Genomic DNA, 18,452 nt, shown 5'->3' with positions numbered 1-18,452 from the left:
ACGCCCACCGGCCGACCCCGGAACCCCACCCCGCACCCTTCCGTTTCCCCCACCCGCACCCCCCTCTCCCGCAACAACCGCCCACCCCCCAAACCTCCGCTTTCCCCCCGCCGGCAGCCACCGACAGCCGACGGCAGCCACCGACAGCCGACGGCGGCGGCCGGCACCGCCCGGCGCCGGCCGCGGGAGACCGCACCGATCCCGCCCGCGGCCGCGGGCGGGACGGGTGGGTCAGAAGGCCGGGTGTTCGGGGTGGAGGGTCGGCATGCCCTCCGTGGGGGACGACGCCTCGGCGAAGTGCCTGCGGGGGATGCGGCCGGCCAGCCTGGCCCACCGCCCCGCCTCCACCCCGGCCCGCATGGCGCAGGCCATCCGCTCGGGATCCCGCGCCCGCGTCACCGCCGACGCCAGCATCACCCCCGCACATCCCAGCTCCATCGCCAGCGCCACGTCGGACGCCGTACCGGCCCCCGCGTCCAGGATCACCGGCACCCGCGCCCGCTCGACGATCAGCTCGAAGTTGTGCGGGTTGCGGATCCCGAGCCCCGACCCGATCGGCGACCCCAGCGGCATCACCGCCGCGCACCCCACGTCCTCCAGCTTCCGGGCCAGCACCGGATCGTCGTTCGTGTACGGCAGCACCGTGAACCCGTCGTCGACCAGCGTCTCCGCCGCGTCCAGCAGCTCGACCGGGTCCGGCAGCAGCGTCCGCTCGTCGGCGATGACCTCCAGCTTCACCAGGGACGTCCCGAGCGCCTCCCGGGCCAGCCGGGCCGTCAGCACGGCCTCCCCGGCGGTGTAGCAGCCCGCCGTGTTCGGCAGCACCCGGATGCCCAGCCGCTCCAGCACCGACAGCACGGACCCCCGTACCCCCGGATCCACCCGCCGCATCGCGACCGTCGTCAGTTCGGTCCCGGACGCGACCAGGGCCCGCTCCAGCACCCCGAGACTCGGCGCGCCCCCGGTCCCCATGATCAGCCGCGAGGAGAACGTCGTACCCCCGAGGACGAAAGGATCGTCGGCCATGGCTCAGCCTCCCTGGACTGCGGTCAGTACTTCCACGCGGTCGCCCTCGCGGAGCCCCGTCGTCGGCCACTGCCCGCGCGGTACGACGGTCTCGTTGACCGCCGCCGCCACCCCGGAGGACGCGGCCGTCAGGGACCGCACGAGCGTGTCGAGGGCGGTGCCCGGCGCGATGTCCCGGCGCTCACCGTTGACGGAGATGGTGACGGTCATGCGCCCTGCTCCACGAGTTCGTCGCCGAACCGCCCCGGCGTGAACGGACGGGCCTCGCCCGGCAGCTCCCCGCCGGTCAGCAGCTCCGCCATCACGTCCCCGGTGACCGGCGTGAGCAGCACCCCGTTGCGGTAGTGCCCGGTGGCCAGCAGCAGCCCGTCGAGCCGGGTCGGCCCCAGCAGCGGCGCGTTGTCGGGGGAGCCGGGGCGCAGTCCGGCCCGGGTCTCGGTCAGCGGCAGCTCGGTGATCCCGGGGACCAGCTCGTGCGCGTCGCGCAGCAGCTCGTACACCCCGCCCGCGGTGACCGTCGTGTCCCAGCCGAGTTCCTCGCTCGTCGCGCCGACCACCAGCTCGCCGTTCTCCCGGGGCACCAGGTAGACGTTGCCGCCGCGCACCACGGCCCGGACCGTCCGGCTCAGGAACGGCCCGTACCGCTCGGGCACCGCCAGCCGCAGCACCTGCCCCTTCACCGGCCGCACCGGCGGCAGCACGTCGGCGGGCACGCCCGCGAGCCGTCCGCTCAGGCTGCCGGCGGCGAGCACCACCTGCCCGGCGTCCAGCCGCTCACCCGCGCGGGTGAGCACACCGGCCGCCCGCGCCCCGGACACCCGCAGCCGCTCCGCCCAGGTCCGGTGGAACACCACCCCGGCCCGCTCGCACGCAGCCACCAGCGCCCCCGCCAGCCGCCGCGGGTCGATCTGGTGGTCGCCGTCCACCCGCAGCCCGCCGCGCACCCCCGGCGCGAGCATCGGCTCCAGCCGCCGGCACTCCCGCCCGGACAGCCACTCGGAGTCCAGCCCGGACTCCCGCTGGAGGGCGTGCAGGTCCCGCAGATGGGCGCGGTCGTCGGCGTCGAGGGCGACCGCGAGGGTGCCGCACCGCCGGTAGCCGAGGTCGTGACCGGTCAGCTCGGTCAGCTCGGCGACGAAGCCGGGATAGCGGCGGGCGGAGGCGAGGTTCAGCCCGAGCAGGGTCTGCTCGCCGTAGTGGAGTTCGGTGACCGCGGCCAGCATGCCGGCCGCGACCCGCGCCGCCCCGCCGCCGGGCTCGGGGTCGACCACGGCGGTGGCGAGCCCGCGCTGCGCGGCCCGCCAGGCCGTGACCAGGCCGATGATCCCGCCCCCGATGACGAGGACGTCGGACGTACGTGAGGACATGGGCGTCCAGCCCCTCCCTTCGCCGGCATGACCCGGATCAGGTTCGTACGGTCGGAGGCCGCCAGCCTCCCTCTCAGCCCGGTGCGTCCGGGCTCCCGCGTGTGCTTGTCCGCCACCCTAGCCCGCACGCCCGCGCCCTCGTAAGACGGCCCGCGCCCGGGCTGTGCAAGAGGTCACTCGGCACGCCCCCTGACCGACTCCTCGTCAGGTGTCTATCGTTCTTGTCCATGGTGATCAGGTGAGCGGGCAGACGCAGCGACGGAGCACGTCACAGACGCGGCGCGTGGTCGTCGTGGGCGCGGGCATGGCCGGGGTGCAGACCGCCGTGGCCCTGCGCGAACGGGGCTTCACCGGTCCCCTGACCCTGATCGGCGCCGAGCCGCACCAGCCCTACGACCGGCCGCCGCTCTCCAAGGCCGTGCTGCTCGGCAAGGCCGAGGGCTCCGCCTTCGAGGTCGACTTCGAGGCGCTCGGCATCGAACTGGCCCTCGGCCGCGAGGCGCTGGGCGTGCGCCCCGCCGACCACGAGCTGGACACCGGCGCCGGACCGGTGCCCTACGACGTCCTGGTGCTCGCGACCGGCGCCGAGCCGGTCACCCTGCCCGGCACCGAGGGGGTGCCCGGCGTCCATCTGCTGCGCACCCTCGACGACGCGGAGCGGCTGCGGCCCGTGCTCGCCCGGCAGCACGACGTCGTGGTCGTCGGCGCGGGCTGGATCGGCGCCGAGTTCACCACCGCCGCCCGCGAGGCCGGCTGCGCGGTGACCGTCGTGGAGGCCGCCGACCGCCCGCTCGCCGGGGCGCTCCCGGCCGAGGTCGCCGCGCCGATGACCGCCTGGTACACGGACAGCGGCGCGCACCTGCGCACGCACGCGCGCGTGGCCCGGGTCGAGCCCGGCGCGGTGCTGCTCGACGACGGCTCGCGGGTGCCCGCGGGCGCCGTCGTGGTCGGCATCGGCGCCCGGCCCGCCACCGCCTGGCTGACCGGCTCGGGCATCGCGCTGGGCGCGCACGGCGACGTGCTCGCCGACGACCGCCTGCGCACCGGCGCGCCCGACGTGTACGCGGTCGGCGACTGCGCCTCCTTCCCGTCCGCCCGCTACGGCGAACGGCTCCTGGTCCACCACTGGGACAACGCCCTCCAGGGCCCGCGCGCGGTCGCCGCCGACATCCTCGGCGAGTCCGACGTGGTCTACGACCCGGTGCCCTACTTCTGGTCCGAGCAGTTCGGCCGCTTCGTGCAGTACGCCGGCCACCACGCCGGGGCCGACCGCATGATCTGGCGCGGTGACCCGACGGGACCTGCGTGGAGTGTCTGCTGGCTGCGTGAGGGGCATCTGGCGGCCCTGCTGGCGGTGGGCCGCCCACGCGACCTGGCCCAGGGGCGACGCCTGATCGAGGCCGGGCGCCACCTGGACGCCGAGGCACTGGCGGACCCGGCCCGCCCCCTGAAGGACGCCACCGAGGCACCCCGCTAGGGCCGCGGCGCACCGCGCGGCGGACCCACGGCGCCGCATCCGGACGACCACCCATCGCGCCCGGACCGACAAACCGCCTACCCTTGACCCCGTGACCGAGATTGACGCAAACATCGATGCTCTCGTCCCCGCATGGCTCAACCTCCCCGACATCGCAGAGATGCTCGACATCGAGGTGACGCGTGTGCGGCAGCTGGTCAAGGAGGGCCAGCTCATCGCCGTACGCCGTGGCGAGAACCGTGCCCTGCACGTGCCCGCCGAGTTCATCGACGGGGACAAGGTCGTCAAGGGCCTGTCCGGAACCCTGACGCTCCTGCGGGACGACGGCTTCAGCGACGAAGAGATGCTGGAGTGGCTCTTCACCCCCGACGAGACCCTGCCCGGCACCCCCGCGCAGGCGCTCCGCGAGAATCGCGGCACGGAGGTGAAGCGCCGCGCCCAGGCGCTCGCCGTCTGAGGCAGCCAGTACCGACACCACGGGGGACCCTTCGATGACCGACACCGCCCGCGCCCGACTCGCCGACGCGCGTCTCTACCTCTGCACGGACGCGCGCAGGCAGCGGGGCGACCTCGCCGAGTTCCTGGACGCGGTCCTGGCCGGCGGTGTCGACATCGTTCAGTTGCGCGACAAGGGCATGGAGGCCGGCGAGGAGCTGGAGCACCTCGCCGTCCTCGCCGACGCCTGCGCCCGGCACGGCAGGCTGCTCGCGGTCAACGACCGCGCGGACGTGGCCCACGCGGCCGGCGCCGACGTGCTCCACCTCGGCCAGGGCGACCTGCCGGTCCCGGCGGCCCGCGCGATCCTCGGCCCGGACGTGCTGATCGGCCGCTCCACGCACGCCGGGGCGGAGGCCGCCGCGGCCGCCGTCCAGGAGGGCGTCGACTACTTCTGCACCGGCCCCTGCTGGCCCACCCCCACCAAGCCCGGCCGCCACGCCCCCGGCCTCGACCTGGTGCGGTCCACCGCCGCCCTCGGCACCGACCGCCCCTGGTTCGCCATCGGCGGCATCGACCTCGGCAACCTCGACCAGGTGCTGGAGGCCGGTGCCCGCCGGGTGGTCGTCGTCCGCGCGCTCACCGAGGCCGACGACCCGGGCGCGGCGGCGGCGGAGTTCGCGAAGCGGCTGCGCTCGGCGTAGCCGGGGCTGCGCGGGCTGCGCGGGCTGCGGGGCGGTCCGGGCGCCGGGGCTGCGCGGGCTGCGGGGCGGTCCGGGCGGCGGGACTGTCCGCGAACCTGTCCAGCATCCGGACGGGATGTCGACAATTCCGGCAAATTTCCCGAGTCCGGTTGGGTGCGGACCCGGCCCTGACTAACCTGCCAGTATGGCCCTCGGAACCGCATCCACCAGGACTGATCGCGCACGCACCGTGCGTGACATGCTCGCGACCGGCAAGACCACGTACTCGTTCGAGTTCTCGGCGCCGAAGACCCCCAAGGGCGAGCGGAACCTGTGGAGCGCGCTGCGGCGCGTCGAGGCGGTCGCCCCGGACTTCGTCTCCGTGACCTACGGCGCCGGCGGTTCCACCCGCGCGGGCACGGTCAAGGAGACCGAGCAGATCGTCGCCGACACCACGCTCACCCCGGTCGCGCACCTCACCGCCGTCGACCACTCCGTGGCCGAACTGCGCAACATCATCGGCCAGTACGCGGACGCCGGGATCCGCAACATGCTCGCGGTGCGCGGCGACCCGCCCGGCGACCCGATGGGCGACTGGGTGGCGCACCCCCAGGGCCTGACCTACGCGGCCGAACTGGTCCGGCTCATCAAGGAGTCGGGCGACTTCTGCGTGGGCGTCGCCGCCTTCCCGGAGATGCATCCGCGCTCCGGCGACTGGGACAGTGACGTCCGGCACTTCGTGGACAAGTGCCGCGCGGGCGCCGACTACGCCGTCACGCAGATGTTCTTCCGGCCCGAGTCCTACCTCCACCTGCGCGACTCGGTCGCCGCGGCCGGCTGCGAGACCCCGGTCATCCCGGAAATTCTGCCCGTCACCAGTGTGAAGATGCTGGAACGGCTGCCCAAACTCAGCAACGCCGTCTTCCCGGACGCCCTGAAAGAGCGGATCCTCACAGCGAAAGACGATCCGGCGGCGGTACGCTCCATTGGCATCGAATTCGCCACGGAGTTCTGCGCGCGGCTGCTGGCCGAAGGAGTGCCAGGACTGCACTTCATCACGCTCAACAACTCCACGGCGACGCTGGAAATCTACGAGAACCTGGGCCTGCACCATCCCCCGCGGGCCTAGACCGGCCGCACCGGAGTACGACACACTGCGTAGCGGTCACTGGGAGAGGGGCGTACATGGGCTGGACGGTCCTCTACGCGGCGTTCGGCATCGTCGCGCTGTGGTTGCTCGGCGAGGTACTGCTGCAGTACAAGGCGCGGCTGCGCTGGCGGCTGCTCGCCTTCGCGGGCTTCCTCGGGGTCGTCTCCGGTGTGCTGATCTCGCAGGTGATCGTCATCGGCGTGGGCGCGATCGCCTTCGCCGTCGGCCAGACCTACGTCACGCTGTCGTTCCGCCGCGGCTTCGAGGCCGGCTGGGCGGTCAAGCGTCCGGGCACGGACGGTGACGAGGGCGGCCTGATCGGGCGCCGCCGCGGCGAGCCCGACGAGGACCTCGGCCAGGAGGCCGACGACACGTCCGACGCCGCCTACACCGGCCAGCGGGCGGCCTACATCACGGGCGGCACGCCCGGCTACGGCGACGAGGACTTCGACCGCGACGACGTCTTCAGCCCGGCCGGCGCCCGGCCCGGCGAGCCGTCCGCCGCCGAGTCCACGACGGTCTACGAACCGCAGCCGATGCCCGACGACACCGGCTCCTACGGCGTCTACCGCGACGGCAACGGCAACGGCTACGGCGCCACCGGCGACCCCGCCTACGCCAACGCCGCCCAGGACCAGTCGTACACCGGGCAGGGCGGCGACCAGAACTACGCCTACGACTACTCCGGCTACGGCCAGCAGCAGTACGGCTACGACGCCAACGGCCAGCAGCAGTACGCCAATTACTCCGACCCGTACATCGGCGCCCAGAACTACGACGGCAGCGGCTACGACCAGTCGGCCTACGGCACCCAGCAGTACGGCCAGCAGGGCTACACCCAGGACCAGTACGGCACCGGCGGCTACGGCGAGACCCCGGCCGGCGGTGTCTGGGTCCCGCAGCAGCGCGCCGACGAGACCTACGGCGGCGAGCAGCAGCAGTACCCCTACCAGGGCGACGGCCAGCAGCAGGGCCAGCAGGGCACCGGGTACGACGAGCAGCAGTACCGGTACTGAACCACCGGGCGCGGCGGCCCCCCTCCCGGCCGCCGGTCACTGGGAACCGCGGAACTCCGGTCCCTCCACGATCAGTCCGGCCACCAGCGCCCCCGACATCCCCGCGTGCGGAAGCCCGCCGCCGGGGTGCGACCAGCCTCCGGCGGCGAACAGGCCAGGCAGCGCCGTGCTGTTGGACGGGTGCAGCAGCCCCTCCGCGGCGGCCAGCGCGGGTGGCGGCACCGCACCGCCGGCCGCGCCCGTCTCCCGCTCGGTGTCCAGGGGAGTGCGCACCTCACGCCAGAGCAGCCGCTCGCGCAGCCCCGGCACGGCACGTTCGGCGGCGGCCGCCATCCGGTCCGCGAAGGCGGCGGCGGCCCCCGGCGCGGCCCAGTCGTACTCCGTCGCCGAGGGCACCGTCGCCGTCATCACCACCGCCTCGTGCTCCGTGTCCGGCCGCAGCGCCGGGTCGTCCGGCCGGTCCACGACGACCGTCGGCAGACCGGGCAGCACCCCGTGCCGGAACAGGTCCAGGTCGCCCTCGCCGTCGGCCGCGTGCACCACCGTGCGGTGCACGGCGCCCGGCTCCCGCGCCCCGCGCAGCGCCAGGCACACCACCACCCGGCCCGGGAAGCGGTCCTCGGGCCCGGGGCGCACCTCCCGCTCGCCGTACAGCTCCCGGCCCGCGACCAGCCCGGCCAGCCGCCGCGGTCCCGTGCCGACGACGAAGTCCGCCTCCGCCACCGTCCCGTCGGCCAGTTCGAGACCCGCCGCCCGGCCGTCCTTCTCCACCACCGCGGTGACCTCGGCGCCGAAGACGAACGCGACCCGCCGCTGCAGACACCGCTCGTACACCGCGCGCGCCAGCTCCCGCAGGCCGCCGCGCACGTACCAGGCGCCGAAGGCGTGCTCCATGTACGGCAGCACGGCCGCGCTCGCCGGGGCGGTCCCGGGATCGAGGCCGTGACCGAGCGCGTGGCCGTCCAGCAGCTGGGCCAGCCGCGGGTCCCGCAGCTCCCAGGCGCCGACCTCGGCCAGGGTGCTCGCCCGGCGGGTGCGCAGCAGCCTCCTGTGCGGCACCGACGGGTACGGCTCCCGCTCGGCCAGCACCTGCCAGTCCGGCCACAGCGGCTCCTCCAGGAGCGGACGCCGGGTGCGGTCCCAGGCCTCCCGGGCCCGCACCAGGAAGTCGCCCCAGCGCTGCCCGGCGCCCGCGCCGAGAGCCTCGTCCAGCGCGGCGACGACGCCCGCGCGGGACGCGTTCGGCAGCGACACCTCCGTGCCGTCCGCGAAGACGTGCCGGGACGACGGGTCCACCTGGACCAGTCCGACCCGGTCCTCCAGCGGCTCCTTGCCGGTCTTGACGAACAGGTCGCGGTAGACGGCGGGCAGCGGCAGCAGCCCCGGGCCGGTGTCGAAGGCGAACCCGTCGCGCTCGAAGCGGCGCACCGCGCCGCCGTACGTCTCCGTGCGCTCGTACACCGTCACCCGGTGGCCCGCGACGGCCAGCCGGGCGGCCGCCGCCATGGCGCCCATGCCGGCGCCGATCACCGCAATCCGTCCCATGCCCGCGACTTTATCGACCGCCACCGACAGTCCCGCCGGGCGGTCCGCTCAGCCGGGTGGCCCGCCCGTGCGCGCCGCCAGCCGGCGCTCCTCCCGGCGCTGGGCCCGGCGGCGCCGGAACCGCCGGATCCGGGAGACCAGGAACACCAGCACGATCAGGCCGCCGGCCAGCAGCACCGCCGCGATGACCGCCGCCGGCAGCGGGTGGAACACCGCGAACGTCACGATCCCGGCGACCCCGAGATCCTCCGCCAGGCTCAGCGCGATGTTGCTGAACGGCTCCGGGGAGGTGTTGACGGCCATCCGGGTCCCGGCCTTGACGGTGTGGCTGGCCAGCGCGGTGGAACCGCCGACCAGCCCGGCGACCACGTCCGACAGGGAGCCGCTGTGCCCGGCGAGCAGCGCCCCGACCCAGGCGCCCGCCACCGGCCGGACCACCGTGTGCACGGAGTCCCAGACCGAGTCGACGTACGGGATCTTGTCGGCGACCGCCTCGCACAGGAACAGCACGCCCGCGACGATCAGGACCTCGGGGCGCTGGAGCGTCGCGGGGACCTCGTCGCTCAGGCCCGTCGCGCCGAACAGGCCGAGCAGCAGCACCACCGCGTACGCGTTGATTCCGCTGGCCCAGCCGCTGGTGAAGACCAAGGGGAGTACCGACACGGACGCGATCGTAGCCAGTCGCCGACCGCGCGTCCTGGGGCCGCGTGCGCAGATCTGAGTACGGATACCCAGGGCCCGAGTTGAGTACCTGCGCGGATGGGGCGCCACCTGCGGGGACGAGAGAGTGGAGACACGGGAAGGGGCGCGGGGTCCGGTACCGCCGACACGGGGCGGCGGAAACGGGCCGGCGCCCTCGACCGCTCCTTCCGCCGATTCGCGTCGGCGGAAGCGAGACACGGGGGAGAGGAGACCCGGGGGAACCACGGGAAACCGGGGGGAGCACGGGGGCACGGGGGAGCACGGAAGGCGCCGGTCCGACGGCGGTCCGCGGGGGACGCGGCCACCGGGGACCGGCGCCTTCGTGCGCCCACGCGCGCGTGCCGTGCCCGGCGGTTCAGCCCTTCCCGCTCACCCGGCCCTGCAACAGCCGGGACAGGGCCGCGTGGACGTCGTCCAGGGAGCGCTCCGGCTGGAAGGACTTCCAGTCCAGCGCGGCCACCAGCACCATGCCGACCAGCGCGGCCGCCGTCAGCTGGACGTCGATCTCCTCGCTGAACTCGCCGTTCGCCACGCCCTCGCGCAGCACGCCCTCGACGACCGCCACGGCCTGCTGCCTGACCACCGTCAGGGTGGACTGCCAGGCCCGGTTGGTGCGCCACAGCTCGGCCACGTAGAGCTGGGTGAAGGCCGGGTAGCGGTCGATGAAGACGAGGCCCGCGCGGACCATCGCGTCCAGCGCGTCGACCCGGCTGCCGCCCTCCCGCGCGGTCCGCTCGGCAGCCTCCTTCAGGGAGGCGCTGAGGAGGCCGACGCCGTGCCGCAGCAACTCCTCGAAGAGGACCGACTTGCTCGCGAAGTTGTAGTAGACGGTGCCCTTCGCGACCCCGGCCCGTTCGGCGATCTCGTCCACCGTGGTGGCGGAGAAGCCCTGCTCGGCGATGAGCGTGACGGCGGCCTCGTAGAGCTTCTGCCGGGTGGCCTCACGCCGAGTGCTGCCGCCCGTGGTGCTGCTGCTTTCCATGGTCCCGATTCTCACAGGAACGGCGGGCCCGGCGGGCACCGCAGGGGAGGTCATGGCCGTCCTCACAGGCTCAGCTCAGGATGCGGCCGGTCCAGCGTCCACACCTGGCGGCGCCGGGCCGACGCACGCGGTGTCCTTGGTGACCTTCATCCGGCCGGTGAGCGCGAGCAGCAGACAGGAGCGGCCGGAGCCGGAGGGCCCCTCGACCGCGAGCAGCGGGCCGGGCCCGGCGTCCAGGGAGATCCCCCGCAACGCCCAGCCGCGCGGGCCTCTCAGCCCGAGGCGCTCGGCAGTGACCGGTACGCCGTGCACCTTCCCCCCTCTTCCAGATCCGCCCCGTCTTTGAACCGACCGGGCAGCGTGAAAACCGGCCCGAACCTTCGAGCGAAGCGAAAGCCCAGGTCAGAACGGATTGTCAGTGGCATACCGCACGATGGGCACATACGGCACCCCGGGTAAGGGAGCCGTCACCCAGACGACAGGAGGTTCGTCATGGCCAACTCCTCAGCGGCCGCCGCCCACGGGCGCCGCGCCACCGGCCCTGCCCCCTCACTGACCGGCCCGGCGAGCGACGTGCACCCCGTGCTCCGCCGGGCCACGGCTCCGCCCGCCGCCCTCGACCTGCTCACCCAGGCCCGTGCCGCCCTCGACGAGGCCGAGCGGCTCGCCACCCCGAACGAGCGCTACGCGACCGCCCACCTGGCCGCCCTGCGGACCGCCGCCGCCGTGCTCGCGGCCCGGGCCCGCCCCGAGACCTCGCCCCGGCGCCGGGCCCGCATCCGCAGCGCCTGGGAGGTGCTCCCCGAGGTCACCCCCGAGCTGACGGAGTGGAGCGCCCTGTTCGCCTCCGGCGCCGCCCGCCGGGCCCGCGCCGAGGCGGGCATCCAGGGCGCCGCCACCCGCCGCGACGCCGACGACCTCATACGCGACGTCGCGATGTTCCTGCGCATCGTCGAGCGGATGCTCGTCCTCCAGCCGGTGCTGCCGCAGCCCCGCCGCCAGGAAGGGGAACAGCCGGACGCCACCCCGGGAAGAGGGCTGCCCGACGCGGGACGGCCGGGACGGCGGACACCGCCCGGCGGGACGGCCGGCCGAGCGGGATGACCAGGCGAGGCACCGGAGGCAATAGGGTGGAGAGCGCCTGAAGCCTCCCCTTCTCCCGCAGCGGGCCGGGGAGGCACCGAGTTCGCGCCGCCGGGCAACAGGCGGTGCCGCGCCGAGGAGTCAACTGCCGTGCCGGACCCCACTCGACCCCGCGCCTCTCTCCGCACCGCCGTGGTCTGGGAGGTCCTCCAGGACGCCCTCGACCGCCGGGTCAAGGCCACCGGCCGGAACGCGCTGGACGTCCTCGACACCGGCGGCGGCAGCGGCAACTTCGCCGTCCCCCTCGCCCGCCTCGGCCACCGCGTCACCGTCGTCGACCCCAGCCCGAACGCGCTGTTCGCACTGGAGCGCCGCGCCGCCGAGGCCGGCGTCGCCGACCGGGTCAAGGGCGTCCAGGGCGACGTCCACGGCCTGTTCGACGTGGTCGAGCGCGGCGGCCACGACGCGGTGCTGTGCCACGGCGTCCTGGAGTACGTCGACGACCCGGCCGAGGGCGTGGCCAACGCGGTGGCCGCGCTGCGCTCCGAGGGCGTCCTCAGCCTGCTCGCCGCCGGGCTCGGCGGGGCCGTGGTCGCCCGGGCCCTCGCCGGCCACTTCAAGGAGGCCAAGCAGGCCCTGGAGGACCCCGACGGCCGCTGGGGCAGCGGCGACCCCGTGCCGCGCCGCTTCACCACCGAGCAGCTCACCGGCCTGGTCGAGGGTGCCGGCCTCACCGTGGCCGCCGTGCACGGCGTGCGGGTCTTCGCCGACCTGGTCCCCGGCGTCCTGGTGGACACCGAGCCCGGCGCCCTCGACGCCCTGCTCAGGCTGGAGGCCGCCGCGGCCGAGCTGCCGGCCTTCCACTCCGTCGCCACCCAGCTGCACGTGCTCGGTGAGACACCGGGTGCCGCGGAGGTCTGAGGGCCTCCTGTGTCGAGCCCCTGATCAGGGGCTCGACAGCGGATGGAGTACGCCACAGGCCCCCCGATCGAGGGGTTTGCGCCGTATGATCGAGGGAGACCACCCGGCATGACGGGTCGGCCACTGGGGAATGGAAGCCTCAGCGAGCCGGGATCGCCGTGGCGGGTTCCGGTTGGCCAATTGGCCTAGAGGGGCGGGTTTCACGGGGGCGATTCCCTGCCTATCCTGAAGGGACCCCCCGGGTCGCCCCGGCGACTGCACGATGAGGAGGACGCCGTGCCGCTCTCGGAGCACGAGCAGCGAATGCTTGAGCAGATGGAGCGAGCGCTGTACGCCGAAGACCCCAAGTTCGCGACAGCGCTTGAGGGAAACGGGCTGCGGACGTTCACCCGGCGACGGGTCTACCAGGCGGTCGCCGGATTCCTCGTGGGTATCGCGCTCCTCATGGCCGGAATGGTCGCACAGCAGATCTGGGTCAGTGTCGTGGGCTTCCTCGTCATGCTCGGCTGCGCGGTGCTCGCGGTCACCGGCTGGCGCAAGGCCCCCAAGCCCGGCGAGCAGCCCGCGGGAGGGCCGCAGGCCCGTCGCCAGGGCCGGCCGAAGCGCTCGATGATGGACCGCATCGAGGAGCGCTGGCAGCGCCGCCGCGACGAACAGGGCCACTGACGCCCGTACCTCCAGCAGGACCGAGGGGTGACCACCACCAGGTGGTCACCCCTCGGCCGTCGGTCCGGCCGTCGATCCGGTCGTCGGCCCGTTGGCCGGTCCGTTGGCCGGGCCGGCCGTCAGCTCCGCTGCTCCGACGGTTTGCGCGGGGCCGGCCGGGCCATCGTCAGCCGGGCCCGCAGCCGTGCCCACCCGGCCGAGGCCGCCCACACCACCCGCACCAGCGAACGCGGCACGAGCACCGCCCTGAGACGGGCCGGGACGCCGGCCCTGGCGCCCAGTGCGGTCACCACCCGGCGGACGTCCTCGGCGAGCCCCGCCGTCGGCCGTGGCCGCGGCGCGTACAGCACCTGTTCGACCGCGTCCGCCACCCGGTGCACCGAGGCCTCCGTGACCGGGTCGAGGGACCCGAGCCGGACGATCCGGGCGGCCGAGTTGCGCGGGGTCAGGGAATCGTCCGGCAGGATGCCGAAGTCCCAGGCGGTGTCGGTCAGCTCCTGCCAGACCGCGAGCGTGTGCGCGGTCAGCCCCTCCGGAGTACGGGCGTAGCCCCCGAGCCGTCTCCTGCGCAGCAGCCGCCGCCACAGCATCGGCGCCAGGGGCAGTACCGGCACGACGAGTCCCACGGGCACCCACCGCAGCCACCACGGCAAGCCGCTGTCGCCGCCCGCCACCGCGGTGGTCGCCGACGGGCTCGCGCAGGCGTCCAGCTTGCGCAGCTGGGCCGTGCAGCTCTCGCTCGCCGAGGCCGAGACCGACGGCTCCGCCGACGTGCCCTTGGACGGCAGGGCCTCGTCCGGCACGGAGGAGCCGGGCGTGTTCGACACCGTGTAGGACGGCGTCGTACCCCGGGTCGGGGTCGGCTCGAAGCGGGTCCAGCCCACGCCCTCGAAGTACAGCTCGGGCCAGGCGTGCGCGTCCTTCAGCCCCACCGAGACCGTGCCGTCCGCCTGCGGGGTGCCGGGCGCGAAGCCCACCGCCACCCGGGCCGGGATGCCCAGCGTGCGGGCCATCGCCGCCATCGCGAAGGAGAAGTGCACACAGAAGCCGCGCTTCTGCTTCAGGAAGTTCGCGATCGCGCCCTCGCCCCGGCCGACCTGCACCTCGGTGTCGTACTGGAAGCCGCCGGTCACGGCGAAGTAGTCCTGGAGCCTGACCGCCTGCTCGTAGTGGCTGGTCGAGCCCGCGGTGATCTCCTTGGCCGTCTTCGCCACCACCGACGGCAGCGAGGAGGGCACCTTGGTGTACTCCTTCACCAAGGCCGCCGACGGCTCCGGGGCGTCGGCCAGCTGGTCCGCCGTCGGCTGCACGTCCAGGCTGGTGACCTGGTAGGTCTCACCGCGCGTGTTCTGCCCGTGGTCGCCGACGAGGGTCATCCCGACCGGCTCGTAGCGCCAGGTCCCGGCGATCTTCACCCCGCTCGGCGGGTACGGCATCGGAAGCCAGTCCTGGGCGTACCAGTCGGCGGCCGAGACGGTGGTCCTGACCGTCGTCCGCTTGACGTCGGAGCCCAGGCCGGCCGGGGTCGGGAGCTTGTCCGGCACGCTGGTGATGTGCCGCTGGGCCGGCTTCCAGGTGGTGCCGTCGAAGTCGTCCAGGGAGACGATCCGCAGATACAGGTCGGAGACGTCGTCGGTGCTGGTCCGCAGGGACAGCACCTGGCGGTCCTCGTCCACGTTGAGGCTGTCCCGCAGCGACACCAGCGGGTTGACCGCGGAGATCGTGCCGCCGCTTCCGTCGCCCACGCCGACACCGGTGCCGGCGGGGCCCAGCAGACCGCCCTGGATCGAGGGCATGACGTTCGGGACCAGCACGGCGATGCCGAGCACGGCGACGCCGATCCGGCCCCCGTGGCGCGCCGGGGCCGCTCCACCCTCCTGCCCGCCCGGACGGGACACCCCGCCGAACACCCGCCCCCACTGCGAGAGCCGGTCCCGGCCCTCGGCGAGGAGCAGCATCAGATAGCCGGTCGCCCCGATCAGGAACAGCAGCCACTCGATCGGATCGTCGTTCGTCAGACCCGCCGCCACCGAGTACAGCGCGAGCAGCGGCAGTCCGGCCGGGGCCGCGTTGCGGAAGGTCACCGCGAGGGTGTCCACGATCAGCCCGACCACCAGCACCCCGCCGATCACCATCAGCCGGATGCCGTCGGTCAGCGGAGCGGGTATCGCGTACCGGCTGACGTCCTCGGAGCCCTGCTGGAGCAGCTCGGCGAAGTGCCGGAAGACGTCCGGGCCGGGGAGCAGGCCGAGGACCGCGTACTGCCGGGCGAAGACCAGGGTCAGCATCAGCAGCGTGGCCAGCGCCTGCGCGGCCACGGTCAGCGTCCGGGCCAGCGGCACCCGGCGGGCCGCCGCGCCCACACCGGTCTGCACCGCCACCAGGAACGCCGCCTGGAACAGCCAGGTCATCGGGGTGACCAGGGGCAGCAGCGCGCAGGACGCCATCAGCGTCGCCGCCGCCGCGCACAGGGTGAGACGGGCCCGGCCGCTCATGCCCGTGCCTCCCCGCTCACCGCGGCCACCCCGGCGCGCTCCCGGTCGGCCTGCCGCCACAGCTCGGGGAGCGAGGCGCCGCGCTCCACCCCCATCACCGTCCAGCCGGCCTCGCGCAGCATCCGCAGCCGTTCCCCGTGCGCGTTGCCCGGGGCGGGTACGTCGCTCGGCTCCCTGGTCCAGGTGTCCGGGTCCAGCACGAACGCCACGGCACCGCCGCTGCGCTGGCGCATCTTGGCGGCCACCGCCGCCTGCTCCTCGTCCAGGTCGCCCAGGAAGGCCACCAGCAGCCCCTCGTTCCCGCCGCGCAGCACGTCGTACGCCCGGGACAGGCCCGTGCCGTCCGAGTGGTCGATCACGGCCAGGGTGTCCATCATCAGCCCGGCCGCGTCCGCCGACTCCTGGCCGGACCCCGCGAAGCCGTCGGAGCCCTCGCCGGGCACCGAGCTGCCGGTGTCCGTCAACAGCCGCACCGAGAAGCCGCGTTCGAGCATGTGGACCAGGACCGAGGCGGTGCCGGAGACCGCCCACTCGAACGCCGAGTCGGGGCCCGCGCCCTCGTAGGCGAGGCCCCGGGTGTCCAGCAGGACCGTGCAGCGGGCGCGCTGCGGCTGCTCCTCGCGGCGCACCATCAGCTCGCCGTAGCGGGCGGTGGAGCGCCAGTGCACCCGGCGCAGGTCGTCGCCGTAGCGGTAGCCGCGCGGGATCACGTCGTCCTCGCCGGCCAGGGCCAGCGAGCGCTGCCGCCCGTCGCCGTACCCCTTGGCCTCGCCGCCGAGCCGGATCGGCGGCAGCGGCTCCGTCTTCGGGATGACGGTCAGGGTGTCGAACGTCGAGAAGGAACGGGTCAGTTCGCACATGCCGAACGGATCGGTCAGGCGCAGCTGGAGCGGGCCCAGCGGATAGCGGCCGCGCAGGTCGGAGCGGACCCGGTAGGACACCTCGCGGCGGCCGCCCGGCTCCACCCGGTCCAGGACGAACCGCGGGCGCGGGCCGAGGACGTAGGGCACCCGGTCCTGGAGCATCAGCAGGCCGGTGGGCAGCCGCGAGACGTTGTCCATCCGCAGATGGACCCGGGCCTCCCCGGCGGCCGGCACCCGCGAGGGGGAGAGCCGGCGGCTGCCGGCCACCCGGTAGCGGGTGCGGTAGAGCACGGCCGCGCAGATCAGCGGCAGCACGGCGAGCAGCAGTCCGACCGGACGCAGATCGGCCTGGCCGAGTACGTACGCGCAGACCACCGCGGCGATGCCGGCCGCCAGGAAGGAACGGCCGCGGGTGGTCAGCCCGGCCAGGGCCGTGCGGACACCGCCCGACTCCTCGCGGTCGGCCTCCGCCGGGGCGCCCATCACAGACTCCGCGGGGGCTGCTGGGGATACGCCGGCACACCCCGGCCCAGACCGCCGAAACCGGACTGCTGCTGGGGGGCCGCGGGCACCGGGACGCGCTGGAGGATCTCCTGCACGACCTGCTCGGCGGTGCGCCGGTTGAGCTGGGCCTGGGCGGTGGGCAGCAGGCGGTGGGCCAGTACCGCCACGGCGAGCGCCTGCACGTCGTCCGGCAGCGCGTACTCCCTGCCGCTCAGGGCGGCGGACGCCTTCGCCGCGCGCAGCAGGTGCAGTGTCGCGCGCGGGGAGGCGCCGAGTCTGAGGTCGGGGTGGTTGCGGGTGGCGGAGACCAGGTCCACCGCGTACCGCCGTACGGTCTCGGCGACATGGACGCCCCGCACGGCCTCGACCAGCTTCACGATGTCGTGCGCGTGGGCCACCGGCTGGAGGTCGTCCAGGGGGTTGACCGCGCCGTGGATGTCGAGCATCTGCAACTCGGCCTCCACGCTGGGGTAGCCGACCGAGACACGGGCCATGAAGCGGTCGCGCTGGGCCTCGGGGAGCGGGTAGGTGCCCTCCATCTCGACCGGGTTCTGGGTGGCCACCACCATGAACGGGCTGGGCAGTTCGTAGGTCTGCCCGTCGATGGTGACCTGCCGCTCCTCCATCGACTCCAGCAGCGCGGACTGGGTCTTGGGCGAGGCGCGGTTGATCTCGTCGCCGATCACGATCTGGGCGAAGATCGCGCCCGGTTTGAACTCGAAGTCCCTGCGCTGCTGGTCCCAGATGGACACGCCGGTGATGTCCGACGGCAGCAGGTCGGGTGTGAACTGGATGCGCCGCACCGTGCAGTCGATGGACCGCGCCAGAGCCTTCGCCAGCATCGTCTTGCCCACGCCCGGGACATCCTCGATCAGAAGATGCCCCTCGGCGAGCAGCACGGTCAGCGAAAGCCGTACGACTTCGGGCTTGCCCTCGATCACACCCTCCACCGAACTGCGGACCCGCTCCACAGTCGCGGTCAGATCAGTGAGGCTCGCTCGATCGTCATAGGTCGTCACCCGGCCCTCCTCGGCCCGTTATTGCCCGGGCCGGCGCTCCGTCTCGCGTAACCGGCCCACCCCGAACACGGACGCCACGCGTGGATGGTTCCGCGCGACGCCTCACACCGCATTCTTGCTGCCGTTACCGATTCGTGTCACTCGCCTGTGGACAACTGCCCGCACTATGTCGGCCTTACGGGCATTCGGCCGCCTATTCGACAGCCCACAGACAGCTTCCACCACCCCCGTTCCGGGTCGCCCGGTCTGCTTGCCGGTCCGAGGGGACCGGCCGGAGGGGGTGGCCGGAGGGGGTGAGCGGAGGGGGAGTGGGGCGGCCGGGGCGACGGGAAAGGGGACCGGCGAGCGCGCCGAGGGGAGCTGGGCGCGTCGGGGAGGGCCGAGCGCGTCGGGGCGAGCCGGTCGCGTCGGCCGTGGCGGGTGCGGCCGTGCCGACCGGGCAGGGGGGCCGCCTCGGCCGTGACGGCCCGGTCCCTCGGCGCGGGCGGGAGGGGCGGGGCTGTCGGAGCCGGGGCTGT

Annotated in this window: 17 protein-coding genes, 1 pseudogene and 1 riboswitch; of the genes and pseudogenes, 8 read left to right on the top strand and 10 right to left on the bottom strand. The window is 74.2% G+C overall.

Annotation, left to right across the window (positions count from 1 at the left end; genetic code table 11):
• Nucleotides 1-231: 231 nt before the first annotated feature.
• From ACZ619_RS04720 to thiO, 3 genes are all read right to left on the bottom strand, one after another.
• Complete coding sequence (locus tag ACZ619_RS04720; protein WP_469594088.1) at nucleotides 232-1,026, bottom strand: thiazole synthase; 795 nt, start codon at nucleotides 1,024-1,026, stop codon at nucleotides 232-234.
• Between the two features lie 3 nt (nucleotides 1,027-1,029).
• Nucleotides 1,030-1,236: a sulfur carrier protein ThiS gene (thiS, locus tag ACZ619_RS04715; protein ID WP_469594086.1), complete on the bottom strand. Its 207-nt coding sequence runs from the start codon at nucleotides 1,234-1,236 to the stop codon at nucleotides 1,030-1,032.
• A complete protein-coding gene (gene thiO, locus ACZ619_RS04710) occupies nucleotides 1,233-2,393 on the bottom strand; it encodes a glycine oxidase ThiO (protein WP_469594084.1) in 1,161 nt (386 codons plus the stop codon). Before thiO ends, thiS begins: the two co-directional genes overlap by 4 nt.
• A riboswitch (TPP riboswitch) is annotated at nucleotides 2,391-2,502 on the bottom strand. (Overlaps the previous gene by 3 nt.)
• Nucleotides 2,503-2,631: 129 nt before the next feature.
• On the opposite strand from thiO, the gene ACZ619_RS04705 reads away from it, so the two are divergent.
• The 5 genes from ACZ619_RS04705 (at nucleotide 2,632) to ACZ619_RS04685 (ending at nucleotide 7,154) form a co-directional block, all read left to right on the top strand.
• On the top strand, nucleotides 2,632-3,870 hold the full coding sequence (locus ACZ619_RS04705) for an NAD(P)/FAD-dependent oxidoreductase (protein ID WP_469594082.1): 1,239 nt from the start codon (nucleotides 2,632-2,634) through the stop codon (nucleotides 3,868-3,870).
• A 91-nt stretch (nucleotides 3,871-3,961) separates the two neighbouring features.
• The gene (locus tag ACZ619_RS04700) at nucleotides 3,962-4,327 is read left to right on the top strand and encodes an Rv2175c family DNA-binding protein (protein WP_469594080.1); all 366 of its coding nucleotides are present in this window, start codon (nucleotides 3,962-3,964) and stop codon (nucleotides 4,325-4,327) included.
• A 34-nt stretch (nucleotides 4,328-4,361) separates the two neighbouring features.
• Nucleotides 4,362-5,009: a thiamine phosphate synthase gene (gene thiE / locus ACZ619_RS04695; protein ID WP_469594078.1), complete on the top strand. Its 648-nt coding sequence runs from the start codon at nucleotides 4,362-4,364 to the stop codon at nucleotides 5,007-5,009.
• Between the two features lie 184 nt (nucleotides 5,010-5,193).
• Complete coding sequence (gene metF / locus ACZ619_RS04690) at nucleotides 5,194-6,117, top strand: methylenetetrahydrofolate reductase [NAD(P)H] (RefSeq protein WP_469594076.1); 924 nt, start codon at nucleotides 5,194-5,196, stop codon at nucleotides 6,115-6,117.
• Between the two features lie 56 nt (nucleotides 6,118-6,173).
• Nucleotides 6,174-7,154, top strand: a complete 981-nt coding sequence (locus ACZ619_RS04685; protein WP_469594073.1) for an SCO2102 family sporulation regulator — start codon at nucleotides 6,174-6,176, stop codon at nucleotides 7,152-7,154.
• Nucleotides 7,155-7,190: 36 nt separating this feature from the next.
• On the opposite strand, the gene ACZ619_RS04680 is transcribed toward ACZ619_RS04685, so the two are convergent.
• The 4 genes and pseudogenes from ACZ619_RS04680 to ACZ619_RS04665 form a co-directional block, all read right to left on the bottom strand.
• Entirely contained in the window at nucleotides 7,191-8,699 is a 1,509-nt protein-coding gene (locus ACZ619_RS04680; protein ID WP_469594071.1) for a phytoene desaturase family protein, read from the bottom strand.
• Between the two features lie 48 nt (nucleotides 8,700-8,747).
• Nucleotides 8,748-9,362 carry a DUF4126 domain-containing protein gene (locus tag ACZ619_RS04675; RefSeq protein ID WP_469594069.1) on the bottom strand — a complete coding sequence of 205 codons (615 nt, stop codon included), beginning with the start codon at nucleotides 9,360-9,362 and terminating at the stop codon, nucleotides 8,748-8,750.
• A gap of 394 nt (nucleotides 9,363-9,756) precedes the next feature.
• A complete protein-coding gene (locus tag ACZ619_RS04670) occupies nucleotides 9,757-10,383 on the bottom strand; it encodes a TetR/AcrR family transcriptional regulator (RefSeq protein WP_469594067.1) in 627 nt (208 codons plus the stop codon).
• 117 nt (nucleotides 10,384-10,500) lie between these two features.
• Nucleotides 10,501-10,695 (bottom strand): annotated as a pseudogene (locus ACZ619_RS04665) (ATP-binding cassette domain-containing protein); the annotation flags it as partial.
• Nucleotides 10,696-10,875: 180 nt separating this feature from the next.
• Between ACZ619_RS04665 and ACZ619_RS04660 the strand changes: the two are divergent.
• The 3 genes from ACZ619_RS04660 to ACZ619_RS04650 all read left to right on the top strand — a co-directional run bounded on the left by ACZ619_RS04660 (nucleotide 10,876) and on the right by ACZ619_RS04650 (nucleotide 13,053).
• Nucleotides 10,876-11,487: an SAV_6107 family HEPN domain-containing protein gene (locus tag ACZ619_RS04660; protein ID WP_469594064.1), complete on the top strand. Its 612-nt coding sequence runs from the start codon at nucleotides 10,876-10,878 to the stop codon at nucleotides 11,485-11,487.
• A gap of 129 nt (nucleotides 11,488-11,616) precedes the next feature.
• Nucleotides 11,617-12,387: a methyltransferase gene (locus ACZ619_RS04655; protein ID WP_469594062.1), complete on the top strand. Its 771-nt coding sequence runs from the start codon at nucleotides 11,617-11,619 to the stop codon at nucleotides 12,385-12,387.
• Nucleotides 12,388-12,663: 276 nt separating this feature from the next.
• The gene (locus ACZ619_RS04650) at nucleotides 12,664-13,053 is read left to right on the top strand and encodes a DUF3040 domain-containing protein (RefSeq protein WP_469594059.1); all 390 of its coding nucleotides are present in this window, start codon (nucleotides 12,664-12,666) and stop codon (nucleotides 13,051-13,053) included.
• 119 nt (nucleotides 13,054-13,172) lie between these two features.
• Here the strand turns inward: ACZ619_RS04650 and ACZ619_RS04645 are convergent, their stop codons facing one another.
• The 3 genes from ACZ619_RS04645 to ACZ619_RS04635 are packed head-to-tail and all read right to left on the bottom strand — an operon-like array spanning nucleotide 13,173 to nucleotide 17,934.
• Nucleotides 13,173-15,548, bottom strand: a complete 2,376-nt coding sequence (locus ACZ619_RS04645; RefSeq protein WP_469594056.1) for a transglutaminase TgpA family protein — start codon at nucleotides 15,546-15,548, stop codon at nucleotides 13,173-13,175.
• Nucleotides 15,545-16,894, bottom strand: coding sequence for a DUF58 domain-containing protein (locus ACZ619_RS04640; protein WP_469594054.1), 1,350 nt, complete (start codon nucleotides 16,892-16,894; stop codon nucleotides 15,545-15,547). Before ACZ619_RS04640 ends, ACZ619_RS04645 begins: the two co-directional genes overlap by 4 nt.
• Nucleotides 16,894-17,934, bottom strand: coding sequence for an AAA family ATPase (locus ACZ619_RS04635; protein ID WP_469594052.1), 1,041 nt, complete (start codon nucleotides 17,932-17,934; stop codon nucleotides 16,894-16,896). Before ACZ619_RS04635 ends, ACZ619_RS04640 begins: the two co-directional genes overlap by 1 nt.
• Nucleotides 17,935-18,452: the final 518 nt, after the last annotated feature.

This window comes from Streptomyces sp. NPDC104367 (assembly GCF_055583825.1).
The sequence above is the reverse complement of the archived record's forward strand: the minus strand, read 5'-3'. Positions and strand labels throughout refer to the sequence as shown.